At 55.8% G+C, this 16827-nt stretch carries 17 protein-coding genes and 1 pseudogene; 11 read left to right on the top strand and 7 right to left on the bottom strand.

Annotation, left to right across the window (positions count from 1 at the left end):
* Positions 1-14: 14 nt before the first annotated feature.
* The 5 genes from N8E88_RS29185 to hemB all read right to left on the bottom strand — a co-directional run bounded on the left by N8E88_RS29185 (position 15) and on the right by hemB (position 3369).
* Positions 15-446 carry a hypothetical protein gene (locus N8E88_RS29185; RefSeq protein ID WP_262293574.1) on the bottom strand — a complete coding sequence of 144 codons (432 nt, stop codon included), beginning with the start codon at positions 444-446 and terminating at the stop codon, positions 15-17.
* A gap of 8 nt (positions 447-454) precedes the next feature.
* A complete protein-coding gene (locus N8E88_RS29180) occupies positions 455-1201 on the bottom strand; it encodes an arginyltransferase (protein WP_112551303.1) in 747 nt (248 codons plus the stop codon).
* 114 nt (positions 1202-1315) lie between these two features.
* Positions 1316-1717, bottom strand: a complete 402-nt coding sequence (locus N8E88_RS29175) for a hypothetical protein (RefSeq protein ID WP_262293573.1) — start codon at positions 1715-1717, stop codon at positions 1316-1318.
* 63 nt (positions 1718-1780) lie between these two features.
* A complete protein-coding gene (locus N8E88_RS29170) occupies positions 1781-2251 on the bottom strand; it encodes an RDD family protein (protein ID WP_112551305.1) in 471 nt (156 codons plus the stop codon).
* A gap of 80 nt (positions 2252-2331) precedes the next feature.
* Positions 2332-3369: a porphobilinogen synthase gene (hemB, locus tag N8E88_RS29165; RefSeq protein WP_262293572.1), complete on the bottom strand. Its 1038-nt coding sequence runs from the start codon at positions 3367-3369 to the stop codon at positions 2332-2334.
* A 152-nt stretch (positions 3370-3521) separates the two neighbouring features.
* Between hemB and N8E88_RS29160 the strand changes: the two are divergent.
* From N8E88_RS29160 to ldtR, 3 genes and pseudogenes are all read left to right on the top strand, one after another.
* A pseudogene (locus N8E88_RS29160) lies at positions 3522-4578 on the top strand (enoyl-CoA hydratase/isomerase family protein).
* Positions 4579-4588: 10 nt separating this feature from the next.
* Positions 4589-5017, top strand: a complete 429-nt coding sequence (locus tag N8E88_RS29155) for a DUF6163 family protein (RefSeq protein ID WP_112530829.1) — start codon at positions 4589-4591, stop codon at positions 5015-5017.
* 138 nt (positions 5018-5155) lie between these two features.
* Positions 5156-5671 carry a transcriptional regulator LdtR gene (gene ldtR / locus N8E88_RS29150; protein ID WP_112530830.1) on the top strand — a complete coding sequence of 172 codons (516 nt, stop codon included), beginning with the start codon at positions 5156-5158 and terminating at the stop codon, positions 5669-5671.
* Positions 5672-5731: 60 nt separating this feature from the next.
* Here ldtR and N8E88_RS29145 read toward each other — a convergent pair whose 3' ends face one another.
* Together N8E88_RS29145 and N8E88_RS29140 are read right to left on the bottom strand one after the other, a co-directional pair.
* Positions 5732-6385 (bottom strand): hypothetical protein, encoded by a 654-nt coding sequence (locus N8E88_RS29145; RefSeq protein WP_262293571.1) that lies wholly within the window; start codon positions 6383-6385, stop codon positions 5732-5734.
* On the bottom strand, positions 6382-7425 hold the full coding sequence (locus N8E88_RS29140; RefSeq protein WP_262293570.1) for a hypothetical protein: 1044 nt from the start codon (positions 7423-7425) through the stop codon (positions 6382-6384). The genes N8E88_RS29145 and N8E88_RS29140 overlap by 4 nt, the downstream gene beginning before the upstream one ends.
* Positions 7426-7760: 335 nt before the next feature.
* Between N8E88_RS29140 and N8E88_RS29135 the strand changes: the two genes are divergently transcribed.
* The 8 genes from N8E88_RS29135 to N8E88_RS29100 all read left to right on the top strand — a co-directional run bounded on the left by N8E88_RS29135 (position 7761) and on the right by N8E88_RS29100 (position 16608).
* Entirely contained in the window at positions 7761-9041 is a 1281-nt protein-coding gene (locus tag N8E88_RS29135) for a L,D-transpeptidase family protein (protein WP_262293569.1), read from the top strand.
* Between the two features lie 170 nt (positions 9042-9211).
* A complete protein-coding gene (glyA, locus tag N8E88_RS29130; protein WP_262293568.1) occupies positions 9212-10504 on the top strand; it encodes a serine hydroxymethyltransferase in 1293 nt (430 codons plus the stop codon).
* 145 nt (positions 10505-10649) lie between these two features.
* Complete coding sequence (gene nrdR, locus N8E88_RS29125) at positions 10650-11132, top strand: transcriptional regulator NrdR (RefSeq protein ID WP_112551308.1); 483 nt, start codon at positions 10650-10652, stop codon at positions 11130-11132.
* A gap of 9 nt (positions 11133-11141) precedes the next feature.
* Positions 11142-12239 (top strand): bifunctional diaminohydroxyphosphoribosylaminopyrimidine deaminase/5-amino-6-(5-phosphoribosylamino)uracil reductase RibD, encoded by a 1098-nt coding sequence (gene ribD / locus N8E88_RS29120; protein ID WP_262293567.1) that lies wholly within the window; start codon positions 11142-11144, stop codon positions 12237-12239.
* Positions 12240-12249: 10 nt separating this feature from the next.
* Positions 12250-12864 (top strand): riboflavin synthase, encoded by a 615-nt coding sequence (locus N8E88_RS29115; RefSeq protein WP_262293566.1) that lies wholly within the window; start codon positions 12250-12252, stop codon positions 12862-12864.
* Between the two features lie 51 nt (positions 12865-12915).
* Positions 12916-13377 (top strand): 6,7-dimethyl-8-ribityllumazine synthase, encoded by a 462-nt coding sequence (locus tag N8E88_RS29110; RefSeq protein WP_262293565.1) that lies wholly within the window; start codon positions 12916-12918, stop codon positions 13375-13377.
* A gap of 3 nt (positions 13378-13380) precedes the next feature.
* Positions 13381-13887: a transcription antitermination factor NusB gene (gene nusB, locus N8E88_RS29105; protein WP_112530836.1), complete on the top strand. Its 507-nt coding sequence runs from the start codon at positions 13381-13383 to the stop codon at positions 13885-13887.
* Between the two features lie 567 nt (positions 13888-14454).
* Positions 14455-16608: a sodium-translocating pyrophosphatase gene (locus N8E88_RS29100; protein WP_262293564.1), complete on the top strand. Its 2154-nt coding sequence runs from the start codon at positions 14455-14457 to the stop codon at positions 16606-16608.
* Positions 16609-16827 lie beyond the last annotated feature (219 nt).

Genomic DNA, 16827 nt, shown 5'->3' with positions numbered 1-16827 from the left:
ACGGAAAACGAAGTTCAGCGATACAGGACGTGTTCAAACGGCCAAGATGTCTTGAGCCAGCTGGAAACCGCCTCGTACAGCGGCATGTCGAGATGCGCTCGGTCGGCGGTAACCCAGGACCTCACAACGGTTATCGCCGGGTCTTGCTTTGAGGGATAGATATAGACGCAGCCGATCACCTGCGAACCTTCGAGCACTGTATAGGTAAAGCCGGTGCGGTCAGCAAAATCGCGCGCGTGCTCTTCGAGATCGGCGAGATTGGCTTCGAGGCTCATGCCTTGCAGTGGCGGCCAGTCGCTGAAACCGGGCGTTGCGAGGATATGGGGGATGCTCGAGGACCACGCCTGGTGATCCGACAGATTGTGCTGCGGCCCTAGGGGCTCAAGCCGGAAGCCTTGCCCGTCAAGGCCGACAGGCGGCGTGAAATTGGCTGGTACAAAGCTCATTGAAGCATCTAGTCCTGACGCTCCCAGCCTTTTGTGCCGAGATGTTCCTGCGGCTTGTAGCGGATTTTATATTGCATCTTGCGCGAGCCCTCGACCCAGTAGCCGAGATAGACATGTGGCAAACCGGCAGCCGCGGCACGCTGTATATGATCGAGGATCATGAAGGTGCCGAGCGAGCGGCTTGCATGCTCCGGGTTGAAGAAGGAGTAGACCATCGACAGCCCATCCCCCATCACGTCTGTCAGGGCGACAGCGATGAGTTCGCCTTCGCCTTTCTTGGTAATGAAGGAATCCGGTCCGCGCCGCCGGTACTCGATGATTTGCGTCGGCACGTGCGTATCCTCGACCATCATCGCATAGTCGAGCACCGTCATTTCCGACATGCCGCCCTTGTTGTGGCGCGCGTCGAGATAATGCCGAAATAGCGAATATTGTTCGGTAGACGGCTCGGCGTGGTGGATATTCCCGATCAAATCGCGGTTTCGGTTCCAGACCCGGCGCATGGACTTGTCCTGCTTGAACTCGCCCGCAAGGATGCGTACCGACACGCAGGCCCTGCAGTTTTCGCAGGCCGGGCGATAGGCGATGTTCTGCGAGCGGCGAAAGCCGCCCTGTGTCAGCAGCTCATTTAGTTCTGCGGCGCGCCCGCCCACCAGATGCGTGAAGACCTTGCGCTCAAGCTGACCCTCCAGGTAAGGACAGGGCGAAGGCGCTGTCAGGAAGAACTGCGGTGATTGCTGCGGTTGATGGGTCATCCAAGGTCCTGAGACGGTCGTAACACCTATAGAATCCTATGACCGCCTGAAACGTCAATTCAATTATATTGTATTCAGATGTGTATGTCTTGGGTGAGTTAGAGTCAGGACCTGTTAGCTGACCGAACCGCCGCAGCGCGCGCCGTTCCATGGATGGCTGGTCGCATCGAACTTGCCATTGAGCGAACCGCCCCAACTGCCGTTGAAGCCGTCAAAATTGCTCGAGAAATCGAGGGAAAGAAGGCCGGTCCCATATTTGTCGGTCCAGACAAGGGTGCGCGAGGTGCCGCTTCCAAGGTCCTTCTCTATCAAGTTGCCTTCAACGCGGCCATCCGGCTCATCAAATACATAGGTGCCGGAGAGATGGCCATCCCTGGCAACGTTCAGGATGGTCTCCACATCGCGGTAGTCTCCGCTCGAAATCATTTCGCCGCAAAACCGCCCTGACGGAGACGCCGCCATGCTGGTCGTGGTGCCAAGGCCATAGAGTACAAGCGCCGCAAAAGCGAACGTCAAGGAGTGTCGCATCATCATTTTAAACCGAATAAGGAAGGACCCCAGATCAGGAGCCCTGAGGAGTTAGTTGTAGGCGCGAACGACCACGGTGCCGAGCAAAAGATCGTGGACAGTGCGTTTGCGGTCGAGAAACAGCGTTGCCAGCAGGATAAGCGGTGTCAGCACGACGTTCAGGCCCCAGAACAGCACTGTATGAACGATCGCAAGCAGGCCATCGACCTTCTGCCCGTCCAGCCGTTCCAGTTTCAGGCCCATCATTTGCATGCCTTTTGTCGCCTGGCGTGGTCCGCCAAGTGTCGTTGCGACGTAGGCAAGGGCAACGACAGGAAACATGATGCCATACAAGATCCAGCCGAGACCAAGCGTCGCCACACCAATGATGGCAATCAGGATGGCAACGGGAATGCACAGGAAGAAAACAATCACATAGTCGATCAGGAACGCGAAGATGCGGCTCGTGCGCACGCCCTGATACAGCCGCCAATCATCGAGGCGGTTGGTGACAATTTCGCCATCAAGGGTCTTCGTGTTCATTTCATTTCCTGTTTCACAAGACGGACACATCGCCGTTTGCGTTGAAATTGGGAATTCGAGAACAAAATATCAAGAAGATTTCAATAACCGGCTTTCAAACGTTCGGCTACGAGCGGCGCAAAATAGGTCAGGATGCCATCGCAGCCGGCCCGCTTGAAGGCCAGGAGCGTTTCCATCATGACCCGCTCCTCATCAATCCAGCCGTTGGCGCCGGCGGCCTTGATCATCGTATATTCGCCTGACACCTGATAGGCGAAGGTCGGCACGGCGAAGGTGTCCTTTAGCCGGCGGATGATATCGAGATAGGGCAGGCCAGGCTTGACCATGAGCGAATCCGCGCCCTCCGCGAGATCCTGTTCGGCTTCGCGTACCGCCTCATCGCTGTTTGCCGGGTCGATATAATAGGTCTTCTTGTCGCCCTTCAAACGTCCCGACGTTCCGATCGCCTCGCGGTAAGGGCCATAGAAGGCCGAGGCGAATTTCGTGGCATAGGCCATGATCGCCACGTCCTGAAAGCCGTTCTGGTCCAGCGCATCGCGAATAGCGCCAATACGCCCGTCCATCATGTCCGACGGCGCGATGATATCCGCACCCGCTGCTGCTTGCAGCACAGCGCCTCGGGTGATCTGCTCGACAGTCTCGTCATTGACGATGATGCCATCGCGCAGGATGCCGTCATGGCCGTGGCTGGTGAAAGGATCGAGCGCGACATCGGTGATCATGCCGATTTCCGGCACAGCGCTCTTGATCGCCCGTGTTGCGCGGTTGATGAGGTTATCGGGATCGAGAATGCCGGAACCCGCATCATCGCGCAGGTCCGCGTCGATATTGGCAAACGTGGCGATAGCGGGGATCCCGAGCTTGGCTGCGCGCTCCGCCTCACGCACCGCCATATCGACGGAAAACCGCTGGACACCCGGCATGGCGTTGATGTCCTCGCGCCGGTTCGTGCCCTCGCACAGGAAAATCGGCCAGATCAGATCATCGACTGTCAGGTGGCTCTCCTGAACCAGGCGTCGCGACCAATCGGCCTTGCGCATGCGGCGCAAGCGGCGGCCTTGCGTGATTTCATCGACTGTTCTTGCCGCACGTGTTTGAAACGTTGGATGTTTGTTCATGATTGCTCAGCCGAACGTTGGCATTTCCTCGTTGATTGGAACTGTTTTAACAGGGAACGACCTGTTGACCAAGATGCCCGGCCTTGGATGTGATCCATTGACGCGGTGTGCCAGAGTTTCCTAACCTCTGACACGAAAGTTCGGAGGGGTGCATGGAGATCGATTTCGGCGGCGAGGGGGAGGTCGTATTCGAGCGCCGCGGCAAGGCGGGTCTCATTCGCCTGACGCGGCCGAAGGCCTTGAACGCGCTCACGCGCAACATGGTCGGCGCGATACATCGTGCACTCGTCGCGTGGTCGTCCGATTCCGATGTCCATTGTGTCCTTGTCGAGGGCGAGGGGCGGGCCTTTTGCGCTGGCGGCGATATTCTTGCCGTCTACCATGCCGGCCGGTCCGGTCGGCCATTCTATGAATTCTTTGCCGAAGAATACCGCCTCAACGCCTATATCAGGCACTTTCCCAAGCCCTATGTCTCGCTGATTGATGGCATCTGCATGGGCGGCGGTGTTGGAATTTCCGTCCATGGTTCGTATCGGGTTGTCACAGAAAATATCGTGTTCGCAATGCCGGAGGTCGGCATCGGCTTTTTTCCCGACGTTGGGGGAAGTGCCTTTCTTCCACATCTTCCGGAACATTTCGGCACCTATCTTGCGCTGACGGGCAACCGCATCCGCCAGGGTGATTGCCTTCAAACTGGTATTGCCACCCACGCCATCAAGGCGGAAAACAAGGAGAAGCTGCGGCGTAGCCTGATCAGAACCGGCAATCCCGAAACGGCACTGCGCGGCAAGACCATCAACCCGGACTATGAAACGCCCGAAAAAACCCGCGATATGATCGGCGTGCTGTTCGATTCTGAAGACACTGGGCGGTTGTGTGATCCGCCTGGCTGCGGCCGGCGTTAATGGCAGCGAGGAAGCGCAAAAACTCCTCGATCTCATCAAGACCCGTTCGCCGACGAGCCTGCATGTGACGTTCCGGCAGATCGAGGACGGCCGCGATCTCGACATGGATCAATGCATGCAGATGGAATACCGCATTTTATGCCGCATGCTGGAGAACCACGATTTTTACGAAGGCGTGCGTGCGCTTCTTGTGGACAAGGACAATATGCCCGTGTGGCAGCCCGCCAAAATTGACGATATAACGCCCGACATGGTCGATGCCTATTTTGCATCGCTGGGCGAGCGGGAACTGCAACTGACATGAATAGACATACATGAGCGATAGGCCGACCCATCTGCCATTCGATGCGACAATGGCTCAACTCGGCTTCGTGTGGTTCCTGCGGCTTGTCTCCATCTATTGCCTCGTCGCAGGCGTCGGCTATTGGGCACAGCTTAGCGGGTACTATGAAGGCATGCTCTGGCGCTTCGATCTGATGCCCTGGCAATGGAAGGTCGCGACCGTCTCGCTTGCCATGCTCTATCCAGTGGCGTCGACCGGCCTGTGGATGATGGTATCCTGGGGCCCTGTCATATGGTTTGTCGCCGCACTGGGCGAAACGCTCATGTTTACGGTTTTCTCGAATTACTTTTTCTACAGGCCGCAGATCGCCATCGTCCATGGCTGTGTGGCGCTGCTTTATATTCTCTTCCGCATTGTGCTTTTCGTGCAGAAGCGCCAGCACGCAAAGCCCATCAGGTAAGTCTTCATTAAGATTGAAATTGATTCATTCGTGGTAACGCACTGTTAAGTCTGTGTTTTAAGTCGAATTTTATGCGTATTCGATAGTGTCTCCTCAACGGTGAGAAAAATACACCGAAACAACAGTGAGGCAGGTACTATGAACAACACACAGAGAAAGTCTGGTGAAAGCCAGCGTTCAACACCAAGTGATACAGCATTGCGTACACTATATCTTGAAGCACTTCAGTTGGTCGAACGGTTACATCGCCGTCTGCTTGATGTGGTGAAGGACGAATTCGACCGCAATGGCCGCAGCGACATCAATGCCATCCAGGCATTGCTGCTCTTCAACATCGGCAATGCGGAACTGACCGCCGGCGAACTGCGCAGCCGCGGTTATTATCTGGGCTCGAATGTTTCCTACAATCTGAAGAAACTCGTCGAACTCGGCTTCATCTCCCATGAACGTTCGCGCACCGACCGCCGTTCGGTCCGGGTCAGCCTGACCGAAAAGGGAACCGAGGTCGCAGAACTGGTCGCGGGTCTCTACGAACGTCATGTCGCGTCGATCGAACATGTCGGTGGCATCAAGGCAGAAGAATTCCAGTCGATGAACAAGGCACTGCAGCGCCTCGACCGCTTCTGGAACGACTCTATCGCCTACCGCATGTAAGACCATGCAATTCACAGCAAAAGCCCGGCTTCGTGCGAAACGAAGGCGGGCTTTGTTTGTTTAGAGCTCAAGCGGGAATGGCGTTTTTTCCCAAATCTTCTCTAGTTTGTAGGTGCTGACTGTGTCCGCCTCCCATTCATGCAGGATACGGGCAATTTCTGAGCGATCATCATCGACGAGCGCGCGATAGAACCTTGGGTAGAACTTTTTGATATCGGCAAGTATCGGGGCACGTCGTTCGAGATTTTTCCGTGAAAGCTCGAGGTCGCCATTGGCCGCTGGAATGAATACCTCAAGATATTGGATGTGCCCGGTATACTCCCGGCCGAAACTGGAAATGAATGCAAAATAATCTTCGAACGTATTAATAGTGTATAGTTTCGGTAAGGCCTCGTTTTCAATCATGTCCAGCATTTGTTTGACCGTTTCCGGTTGTCTGATGTCCCAATCCGAAGATCTGATATCGCGAGGACCGTAGATATTTCTGAAAATTCGTTGTCCGAACCCTCTTGACCGTCTGGTCTCCGCAGGCACTAGAATGTCAACTGAGCTACATGGCGCAAATGCGTAGGGATCAATCGTGGATTCGATGAAGACTGCACGCCAGATATGGTGGACAGGTTTGATCATTACGAACCGGCCAATGTTTGCAAGATCACTATGCTGTTGAATAAGCGGGCGCACTGCTCGCCGGACTTGTGCGACAGTCGTCATTTTCGCCCCCTGCCAATGACGCCCGGACTTGGTCTAATCTGGATAACAAAGAACCATTTGATTTCGGGGTACTTTCTTCTGACCGACTCTGCCAGTTCAGACATTCGTCCAGGCTCAAGTCCTTTTTTGCCGGCTTTTATATCGTAGATGCAGACAACTTCATCACTAACACGTTCATAGATGTCGAGCCTTACCGTATCTTCGGCTCCGCGACGTGGAACTGTGCTGTAGACCCCGTTTGGCGCCTCCTCCATTGGCTTTAGCAGCGAGAATTCTGCCACAAGTTCGGGATTGAATGCAGGGTTGATTTGATGTTCCAGTATCTTGTGAACGCCCGTGCCGTGGGCGCCAGGATTTTTATAGTCAGAGACCGCATCCGCCGCGAATGCAGCCATGTCAGTCTGCGTCTGAACTGTGAAGTAATGCGGGCACATTTTGCTGACTTCGTCTATATCAGCCTCGCGCACGCTCGCCCAAGTCTTTGCGTCGGCACCACCGTTGGCAAAGGCTCGCGCGCGTGCTGATATAATCGGAATCGTATAAGGGTCGTCCGTCGCGGCAACGGCGTTATAGTGTTCGACAGCTTGATCGAGAGGATATTCGATCGGGGGACTCTTGAGGGACTCATACAGCGCTGCGGCTGATCGCATGGCCGGGTTAGTTCGAATAATCTGTCTAGCCTGAGGCTTGGCCTCGCGGACCCAGGATCCCGTTCCTTGACTAGTAGTAGTCGCAGTTGCTCCAGTTGTTATCGGATCGATACCCCCTCCCGACCCGCCAGCATCCGTCCACTGACCCCCATCGGAATTTCCAGCGGGTACGCGGGGCTGGTTGGGGTCATACTTGTTGTCGAGTGTGCCCAGTTCCAACAAGCGAAGCTCTTCTTCCAGTTGCGCTTGTTCCATCTCCACATGGCGATAGACACGGAGGCCGTGCTCCGATGGAGGCCCCAGCCTATATGCTGCAAGGACAGCCCTGTTGCCCGCTATTTGATCTTTCAGACGAAGGATTGCGTATTCCGGTGTGTCAAAAATACTCATGAATAAAATCCCTCAAATAAAGGATCATATTCCTATATCTAATCTTGCCTCGTCAATTCGTCTTTGGTCGTATTCCGCCAACTTTTCCGAGATAGAGACGCCGGAGACACCCAGTCATTAATCCGCCATATTGCCGTGGAAATGCCACGTCACATATTCAGTGAAGTTCCATAGACAGCCGGAGAGGGCTGGTCGGCATTTGAACCATCACAATTGCGCGATCAGTGTGAATGTTGCTGTTTGTTAAGAGTGTTCCTGATAATTTTCGCGACCGAAGCTGTTTTTCTTTCCAAGCGGCGGGTTGACGGCAGATTTCCAGTTGGGTTGGACAAAATATGAAGAAATTTGGATCATCAGCACTTGATCGTCGCGCCTTTTTGACTGGTGTGGCAACTGCTGGTCTTGCCGCGGTAACAACATCGGCCTTTGCACAGCAGACGGATATTGGCGAAATTCTTGCCGCTCCGCGTCGCGGTAACTGGGATGACCAGTTCGACGCCCGCTCGACGACCCGCGCAAAAGTTGCAGGTTTCCAGCCGATCGCAAGCCCGGAGACGGTTTCGTTCACCGAGAGCGCGATCAATACCTACAGCCAGATTGTCGCTAATGGTGGCTGGCCCACAGTGCAGCCGACGGTAAAGTTGCAGCTCGGCGTTGTTGATCCTTCCGTTTCTGCCATGCGCAAGCGCCTGATGATTTCCGGCGATCTCGCCGAAACAGCCGGCTTATCGAATTCTTTCGATACCTATGTTGACGCCGCAGTGAAGCGTTTCCAGTCACGTCATGGTCTTCCTGCCGATGGCGTCATGGGGCAATACTCGATCGCTGCAATGAATGTTTCGGCCGATGTTCGCCTCGGCCAGCTGCATACGAATCTTGAGCGCCTGCACAAGCTCGCCAGCGAGGATCAGGGTCCGCGCTATGTCATGGTCAACATTCCGGCGGCGCAGATCGAAGCTGTGGAGGCTGGCCGTGTCGCCCAGCGCCACACAGCCATCGTTGGCAAGATCGATCGCCAGACGCCAATCCTCGACTCCAAGATTCAGGAAGTCATCCTCAACCCCTACTGGACCGCGCCAAAGTCGATTATCCAGAAGGATATCATTCCGCTGATGCGCAAGGATCCGACCTATCTGACGCGCAACAAGATCCGGCTGTTCAACGAACAGACACGCGAGGAAATTGCGCCGGAGACTATCGATTGGAACACTGACGACGCGATGAAGCTGATGTTCCGTCAGGATCCGGGCAAGATCAACGCGATGTCCTCGACCAAGATCAACTTCCCGAATCAATATGCGGTTTACATGCATGACACGCCGCAGCAGGGCATTTTCAACAAGCTGATGCGGTTTGACTCCTCGGGCTGCGTGCGCGTGCAGAATGTTCGCGATCTGAACGTCTGGCTGCTCCGCGATACGCCGGGCTGGGATCGCCAGACGATGGAAGCGACGATCAAGACTGGCGTCAATACGCCGATCGCGGTCACCAATCCGGTGCCGCTGCATTTTGTTTATGTGAGCGCATGGTCGACGGGCGACGGTGTCGTTCACCTGCGTGATGACATCTACGAGATGGACGGACAGGCCGCCCTGTCGATCGGAACGAACACCTGATCGGTGCAGCCACATGTTTAACAAAAAGACCGCCTTCGGGCGGTCTTTTTGTTAGGGCGGTTTCGGGCTATTGCTTTTCGCGTACCGGCCATTGGCCTTGGGTATTTAAGTATGATAATGCGCCGCAATTACCTATGAATTCCCCACCGGCAAATGAGGGTCCTGTCACCATGTCGAATGCAGATACATTTTTCAACGCATCGCTCGAAGAGATTGATCCGGAGATTTTCAGCTCCATCCGCAAGGAACTTGGCCGTCAGCGCCACGAGATCGAGCTGATCGCATCGGAAAACATCGTTTCGCGCGCGGTGCTTGAAGCACAGGGCTCGATCATGACCAACAAATATGCCGAGGGCTATCCGGGCAAGCGCTATTATGGCGGCTGCCAGTTCGTTGATATCGCCGAAGAATTGGCGATAGAGCGAGCCAAGCAGCTGTTTGGCTGCGAATTTGCCAATGTGCAGCCGAATTCCGGCAGCCAGATGAATCAGGCGGTTTTCCTGGCGCTCCTGCAGCCAGGCGATACGTTCATGGGTCTTGATCTAAATTCAGGCGGTCACCTTACCCACGGCTCGCCCGTCAACATGTCCGGCAAATGGTTCAAGGTCGTGTCCTATGGCGTACGTCAGGACGATCACCTGCTCGACATGGATGCGATCGAGAAGCAAGCGCATGAGACCAGGCCAAAATTGATCCTCGCCGGCGGCACCGCCTATTCGCGCATCTGGGATTGGAAGCGTTTCCGCGAAATCGCAGATAGCGTCGGCGCTTATCTCATGGTCGATATGGCGCATATCGCTGGTCTCGTTGCTGCTGGCGTGCACCCGTCGCCTGTCCCATACGCGCACGTAACCACGACGACGACACACAAATCGTTGCGCGGTCCGCGCGGTGGCATGATTCTCAGCAATGACCCGGAGATCGCCAAGAAGATGAATTCGGCTGTTTTCCCCGGGCTTCAGGGTGGCCCGCTCATGCATGTCATCGCTGCGAAAGCCGTTGCATTCGGCGAAGCGTTGAAACCGGAATTCAAGACCTATGCGAGAGATGTCGCCGCCAATGCGAAGACGCTGGCCGAGACGTTGAAAAAGAACGGTCTTGATATCGTCTCCGGCGGCACCGACAATCATTTGATGCTGGTCGATTTGCGGCCGAAGAATGCAACCGGCAAACGTGCCGAGGCCGCCCTCGGACGGGCCAATATCACCTGCAACAAGAATGGCATCCCCTTTGACCCGGAAAAGCCTTTTGTTACGTCCGGCGTTCGCCTCGGTACACCGGCCGGAACGACACGTGGTTTCGGCGCGGCAGAATTCACCGAAATCGGCGATCTGATTTCAGAAGTTCTGGACGGCCTGAAGGTGGCCAATTCCGATGAGGGGAACGCGGCTGTTGAAAAAGCGGTTCAGCAGAAGGTCGTTACGCTGACGGACCGCTTCCCGCTCTATCCATATCTTGGATAATACGGGCGACAATCTCCCCAGATAGTGGGGAGATTGGTCCACTACGTCTATTGGTTGACAGTTCGTATCGCAGGAACGCTTTAATCTCACCGCGAAAGACACTATCTTTGGAACGATTTTAGAATCGCGTTCAGAGAGTTCATCGATGCGTTGTCCCTATTGCCAGTCCGAAGATACTCAGGTGAAAGATTCCCGCCCAGCGGAAGATGGCGCCGTAATCAGGCGCCGGCGCGTCTGTCCGGATTGCGGCGGACGCTTCACAACCTTCGAGCGCGTGCAATTGCGTGACCTTTCCGTCGTCAAGAAAAGCGGCCGCAAGGTTGCCTTCGATCGTGACAAGCTGATGCGTTCGGTCGAAATCGCGTTGCGTAAGCGGCAGGTCGATCCCGAGCGAGTGGAACGCGCCGTATCCGGTATTGTTCGCCAGCTGGAAAGCTCGGGCGAACCGGAGGTCAGCTCCGATGAAATTGGCCGGCTGGTAATGGACGCGCTGAAGGGCATCGACGACATTGCCTATATCCGCTTTGCTTCGGTTTATCGCAATTTCCGCGAGGCCAAGGACTTTCACGATGTCATCGATGAGATTACCGCCGGTGACATAGCAGCCGAGCCTGTCAAGGACGAATGAGCGAGAGCAATGGCAGCTTCCTTGCTTGATCGCCGCTACATGGCAGCGGCCCTTCGCTTGTCACGCATCCATCAGGGGCTGACAGGAACAAATCCCTCCGTCGCAACATTGATCGTCAAGGACGGCGTAATCGTCGGACGCGGCGTTACCGCCCTAGGTGGACGCCCGCATGCGGAAACACAGGCGCTGCTTGAAGCTGGCGAGAAAGCCCGCGGCGCCACAGCCTATGTGACATTGGAACCTTGCGCCCATCACGGCAGAACCCCGCCTTGCGCCAATGCGCTGGTGACGGCTGGCGTGACCCGCGTAGTATCGGCCGCAAGCGATCCTGACGAACGCGTGGCTGGTAAAGGCTATGCCATCCTGCGCGCGGCTGGCATCGAGGTCGAGGAAAACGTGCTTCGGGGAGAAGCCGCCGATTATCTCGCCGGTTACCTGATTCGATCTTCCAAGAAACGTCCGGAAGTGACTCTAAAGATTGCGCTTTCGAGCGACGGTTTCATCGGAAACAAGGGGCATGGGCAGGTCGCGATCACGGGTCCGGTATCCCGCGCGCAGGTTCACCTCATGCGGGCCGAGTCCGATGCGATCCTTGTTGGTATCGGGACGGTTCTTGCCGATGACCCGCTGCTGACATGTCGTTTGCCGGGCCTGGAGCCGCGCTCACCTATCCGCGTCGTGCTCGATAGCCGGCTTCGTTTGCCGCTTGATGGCTCTCTGGTCAGAACTGCTGGCGCTGTACCAGTTTGGATCGCCGCCAATGCTGAAGCCGATCCGGTCAAACGTCAGGCATTGGAAGCTGCTGGCTGCCGCATCCTCGCGACCGAAACCGATTGCGGCGCGACCGCACTGCCGGAATTGCTGGATGATCTTGCGGCACAGGGCATCGCAACGCTGATGGTCGAAGGTGGTGCGGCCGTAGCAAGCTCGTTCCTGCAGGAAGATCTTGTGGATCGCCTGGCCCTGTTCGAAGGTCCGGCTGCAATTGGCGATGGCGGTGGGGTTGTAGTGCCTGAACTGCGCTCCCATATGGCTCGTGGTTTCAACCTGTCACATGAATATCGCTTCGGTGAAGATCGCTACAGCGAATATGTCAGACCTTTCTAGGGAATCGCGGATGTTTACGGGAATTGTAACGGATATTGGCAGGATAGGTCAGGTTAAGCCGCTCAATGAAGGCGTGCTGCTGCGTGTCGAGACCAATTACGACCCGGAAACGATCGAAATCGGTGCATCGATTTCATGCTCCGGCGTTTGCCTCACCGTAACGACCCTTCCCGAAAGAGGCTCCAATGCGCGCTGGTTCGAGGCCGAGGCCTGGGAAGAAGCGCTGCGGCTTACCACCATATCCGGCTGGAAGACAGGAACACGCATCAATCTCGAGCGTTCGTTGAAACTCGGTGACGAGATGGGCGGCCATCTTGTCTCCGGCCATATCGACGCGATGGCGGAAATCATCAAGCGTGAGGACGAGGGCGATGCCGTTCGTTTTACACTGCGCGTACCTGGGCAACTTGCACGGTTCATCGCACAAAAAGGTTCCGTCGCTCTTGATGGTACGTCGCTCACGGTCAACGGTGTCAGTGGCAACGACTTCGATGTTCTCCTCATTCGTCATTCGCTGGACGTGACCACGTGGGGTGATCGCAGGGTTGGCGACAGGGTCAATATCGAGATAGATCAGATGGCGCGATACGCTGCACGGCTTGCAGAATATCCGAAATCAGCCTAGGACCTGAACCAACGCGGAAATCATCCGCAACCAGTTTCCCTTGGAGCTATCATGTCGAAAAAAAAGGCGCATGCGCCACATCTGTTGATCGTGGAAGCGCGATTCTATGAAGATTTGTCGGATGCCTTGCTGAATGGCGCAAAATTGGCTCTCGATGAAGCCAATGCCACTTACGATGTGGTTACCGTTCCGGGCGCACTCGAGGTGCCGGCTGTCATTTCCTTTGCGCTTGATGGTGCGGAGAATGGCGGGACAGAGTATGATGGTTATGTAGCGCTTGGCACGGTCATCCGCGGCGAGACCTACCATTTCGATATCGTCTCCAATGAATCATGCCGCGCGCTGATTGACCTTGCTGTCGACGAAAGCATCGCCATCGGTAATGGCATCCTGACCGTCGAGAATGAAGAGCAGGCATGGGTGCGCGCACGGCGTGAAGACAAGGACAAGGGTGGCTTTGCGGCACGCGCTGCATTGACCATGATTGCCCTCAAGGACAAGCTCGGAGCCTGATTGATGCCTTCTCCAAAAGACGAGCAAAGCCCCCTCGTGAAGACCGCGAATAAACGTGGTGTTGCTCGGCTGGCCGCAGTTCAAGCCCTCTATCAGATGGATGTAGCGGGTACAGGCGTACTTGAGGTCGTGGCTGAATACGAGGAACACCGTCTCGGCAAGGAAGTCGATGGCAAGCAATATCTCGATGCCGATCCGCAATGGTTTCGCGCCATTGTTTCAGGCGTTGTGGCCGATCAGACTACACTCGATCCGATGATCCGTCAGGCTCTGACCGAAGACTGGCCGCTGTCACGTCTTGATTCGACGCTGCGCGCGATCTTGCGCGCCGGCATCTGGGAACTGAAGAACAAGGCTGATGTTCCAACGGCTGTCATCGTTTCGGAATATGTCGACATCGCCAAGGCGTTTTATTCGGAAGAAGAACCCAAGCTGGTCAATGCTGTTCTGGATCGACTTGCTTTTGAACTTCGCGGTGAGAGCAAGGGTGTTAAGGGCCCCCGCCGCTAATGGCGGTCGCGTGGATTTTCCTTAGCGTTCCTGTCGATTATATAGAGACCAACAAGCCCAAAGATCAGAGCCGAGATAGGCATCGCCAGAAGCCAAAGCGTTTGAAACGTGGTCATGATCTCATCCTTTTAAGGACAACGCTCGCGATATAATGTAGGGCGAACGCACCCAGAATACAGATGGTGCTGGTAAACAGCAACAGCGGCCTCGGACTTGTCGAGCCATTGAAACTTGAAATCAACGGGGCCAAACCTCCTACTGCAAAAACGGCTACTCCCAACCCATTCAAAAATGTTGCAAACAATTTGATACGTTCGTTGTAAATGACCTCCACAGGCAGACCTTTATCTCTATCCGCCTCCATTTATGCCGTTCGACTCACGTTCTGCCTAGCCCTACTTTCGTCGCGCATTTCGCCAACATGCGAAAGACCTTGACGTTTTCACATTTGCTTCGCTACTCCTTACACATACGGTCGCGTTTCTGCCGGCCTGGCGGATTTTTTTGTGTGCCGTACCGAACGTGACCCGGGGAGGGGTTTTTCCGGTCAAAATCTGAGGGAGTGGCATGACAATACTGTTTTTGGTCATTGCCTGCGGTCTGCTGTCTATTGTCTACGCGTTTCTAGCCACCAAATCGGTGCTCGCGGCGGACCAGGGCAATGCGCGCATGCAAGAAATCGCCGGTGCAATTCGTGAAGGCGCACAGGCATATCTCACACGTCAGTACACCACGATCGCCATCGTCGGCGTCGTCGTTTTCCTTGCAGTCTGGTTTCTCCTGACGGGGACGGCTGCTATCGGCTTTCTGATCGGCGCAGTGCTTTCAGGGCTTGCCGGTTTCATCGGCATGCACGTTTCTGTCCGTGCCAATGTTCGGACGGCACAGGCCGCATCTCGCAGTCTTGCCGCGGGGCTTGAAATCGCCTTCAAGTCAGGCGCCATCACCGGCATGCTGGTCGCGGGCCTGGCCTTGCTCGGCGTGTCCGTCTACTACTGGATTTTGACCGGACCAATGGGTTATGGGCCCGCCGATCGAACGGTGATCGACGCACTTGTCTCACTTGGTTTCGGCGCCTCCCTCATTTCCATTTTTGCGCGTCTCGGCGGTGGTATCTTTACCAAGGGTGCTGATGTTGGCGGTGATCTCGTTGGCAAGGTCGAGGCTGGTATCCCTGAAGACGATCCCCGCAACCCTGCGACAATCGCCGATAATGTCGGCGACAACGTTGGTGATTGTGCCGGCATGGCAGCTGATCTGTTCGAGACTTATGCGGTGACTATTGTCGCCACCATGGTTCTTGGTGCAATCTTTTTTGCCGCGACACCCGTCCTCAGTGCGGTCATGCTCTACCCCTTGGCCATCTGCGGCGCCTGCATCGTCACCTCTATCGCCGGGACGTTTTTCGTCAAGCTTGGCGCCAATAACTCCATCATGGGTGCTCTCTACAAGGGGCTGATCGTGACGGGGCTTCTGTCGATCCTCGGTCTTGCGGCGGCAACTTCCGCAACTGTCGGCTGGGGTGAGGTCGGCACGGTCGCCGGCATGTCCATCACTGGAACCAACCTGTTCATTTGCGGCCTGATCGGGCTCGTCGTGACGGGTTTGATCGTGGTGATTACCGAATACTATACCGGTACCAACAAGCGCCCGGTGAATTCGATCGCACAGGCATCCGTAACCGGGCACGGCACGAATGTCATCCAGGGCCTTGCCGTCTCGCTCGAATCGACTGCGCTACCGGCACTGGTTATCGTTGGCGGTATCATTTCGACCTATCAGCTTGCGGGATTGTTCGGCACAGGTATTGCCGTTACCGCCATGCTCGGGATTGCCGGCATGATCGTTGCGCTCGATGCATTCGGACCGGTCACCGACAATGCCGGTGGTATCGCGGAAATGGCTGGGCTCGACCCTGAGGTTCGCAAATCTACCGATGCGCTCGATGCGGTTGGCAATACAACGAAAGCTGTAACCAAGGGATATGCGATTGGTTCGGCCGGTCTCGGTGCGCTGGTTCTGTTCGCGGCCTATTCCAATGACCTGCAGTTCTTCATCGCGGAAGCCAACAAGGAAGGCGCGACCGCTTTCTCCTACTTCAAGGGAATCGGTACGGTCTCGTTCGAGCTGTCCAACCCCTACGTGGTTGCTGGTCTCATCTTCGGTGGCCTCATTCCTTATCTCTTCGGCGGTATTGCAATGACGGCAGTTGGCCGTGCTGCAGGCTCCGTTGTGGAGGAGGTGCGCCGCCAGTTCCGCGAAAAGCCAGGCATCATGCAGGGCACTGAACGGCCGGACTATGCGAGGGCGGTGGACATTCTCACCCGCGCTGCGATCAAGGAAATGGTTGTTCCCTCGCTCCTGCCTGTGCTGGCACCGCTGGTCGTGTATTTCGGCGTTTTGCTGATTTCAGGCTCCAAGGCTTCTGCTTTCGCGGCTCTCGGTGCTTCGCTCCTCGGCGTTATCATCAATGGCATCTTCGTTGCCATTTCGATGACGTCAGGCGGCGGCGCTTGGGACAACGCAAAGAAATCCTTCGAAGACGGCTTCGTTGACAAGGATGGAAAGCGCCACATGAAGGGGTCGGAAGCGCATAAGGCGTCGGTTACCGGCGATACCGTTGGCGATCCCTATAAGGATACGGCAGGTCCCGCGGTCAATCCGGCGATCAAGATCACAAACATCGTTGCATTGCTGCTTTTGGCCGTGCTTGCACACTGATTGCTGATACTAGAGCAAGTTTTGTCTATTTAGAGTCGTTCTGCCGGAGGGAATTTGGTTCAAGGTCGAGGGGTTTGGCGAGGCGATGTTTATCCATCGGACGAAGTCGAAACCCGATGGATTTGAACCAGATTCACCCGGCCCTTCGGGTTTCCGGCTGGCGGCCAACCACTTTGTCAGGCGGCTTCGTCCGATGGATAAACATCGGCCTCGCCACCT

The organism is Phyllobacterium zundukense, assembly GCF_025452195.1.
GTDB lineage: Bacteria > Pseudomonadota > Alphaproteobacteria > Rhizobiales > Rhizobiaceae > Phyllobacterium > Phyllobacterium zundukense_A.
The sequence above is the reverse complement of the archived record's forward strand: the minus strand, read 5'-3'. Positions and strand labels throughout refer to the sequence as shown.

Coding starts and splice junctions, on each gene's coding strand:
- N8E88_RS29185 (WP_262293574.1), bottom strand. CDS start 446: ATGAGCTTTGTACCAGCCAATTTCACGCCGCCTGTCGGCCTTGACGGG.
- N8E88_RS29180 (WP_112551303.1), bottom strand. CDS start 1,201: ATGACCCATCAACCGCAGCAATCACCGCAGTTCTTCCTGACAGCGCCT.
- N8E88_RS29170 (WP_112551305.1), bottom strand. CDS start 2,251: ATGAACACGAAGACCCTTGATGGCGAAATTGTCACCAACCGCCTCGAT.
- hemB (WP_262293572.1), bottom strand. CDS start 3,369: ATGAACAAACATCCAACGTTTCAAACACGTGCGGCAAGAACAGTCGAT.
- N8E88_RS29155 (WP_112530829.1), top strand. CDS start 4,589: ATGAGCGATAGGCCGACCCATCTGCCATTCGATGCGACAATGGCTCAA.
- ldtR (WP_112530830.1), top strand. CDS start 5,156: ATGAACAACACACAGAGAAAGTCTGGTGAAAGCCAGCGTTCAACACCA.
- N8E88_RS29145 (WP_262293571.1), bottom strand. CDS start 6,385: ATGACGACTGTCGCACAAGTCCGGCGAGCAGTGCGCCCGCTTATTCAA.
- N8E88_RS29140 (WP_262293570.1), bottom strand. CDS start 7,425: ATGAGTATTTTTGACACACCGGAATACGCAATCCTTCGTCTGAAAGAT.
- N8E88_RS29135 (WP_262293569.1), top strand. CDS start 7,761: ATGAAGAAATTTGGATCATCAGCACTTGATCGTCGCGCCTTTTTGACT.
- glyA (WP_262293568.1), top strand. CDS start 9,212: ATGTCGAATGCAGATACATTTTTCAACGCATCGCTCGAAGAGATTGAT.
- nrdR (WP_112551308.1), top strand. CDS start 10,650: ATGCGTTGTCCCTATTGCCAGTCCGAAGATACTCAGGTGAAAGATTCC.
- ribD (WP_262293567.1), top strand. CDS start 11,142: ATGGCAGCTTCCTTGCTTGATCGCCGCTACATGGCAGCGGCCCTTCGC.
- N8E88_RS29115 (WP_262293566.1), top strand. CDS start 12,250: ATGTTTACGGGAATTGTAACGGATATTGGCAGGATAGGTCAGGTTAAG.
- N8E88_RS29110 (WP_262293565.1), top strand. CDS start 12,916: ATGTCGAAAAAAAAGGCGCATGCGCCACATCTGTTGATCGTGGAAGCG.
- nusB (WP_112530836.1), top strand. CDS start 13,381: ATGCCTTCTCCAAAAGACGAGCAAAGCCCCCTCGTGAAGACCGCGAAT.
- N8E88_RS29100 (WP_262293564.1), top strand. CDS start 14,455: ATGACAATACTGTTTTTGGTCATTGCCTGCGGTCTGCTGTCTATTGTC.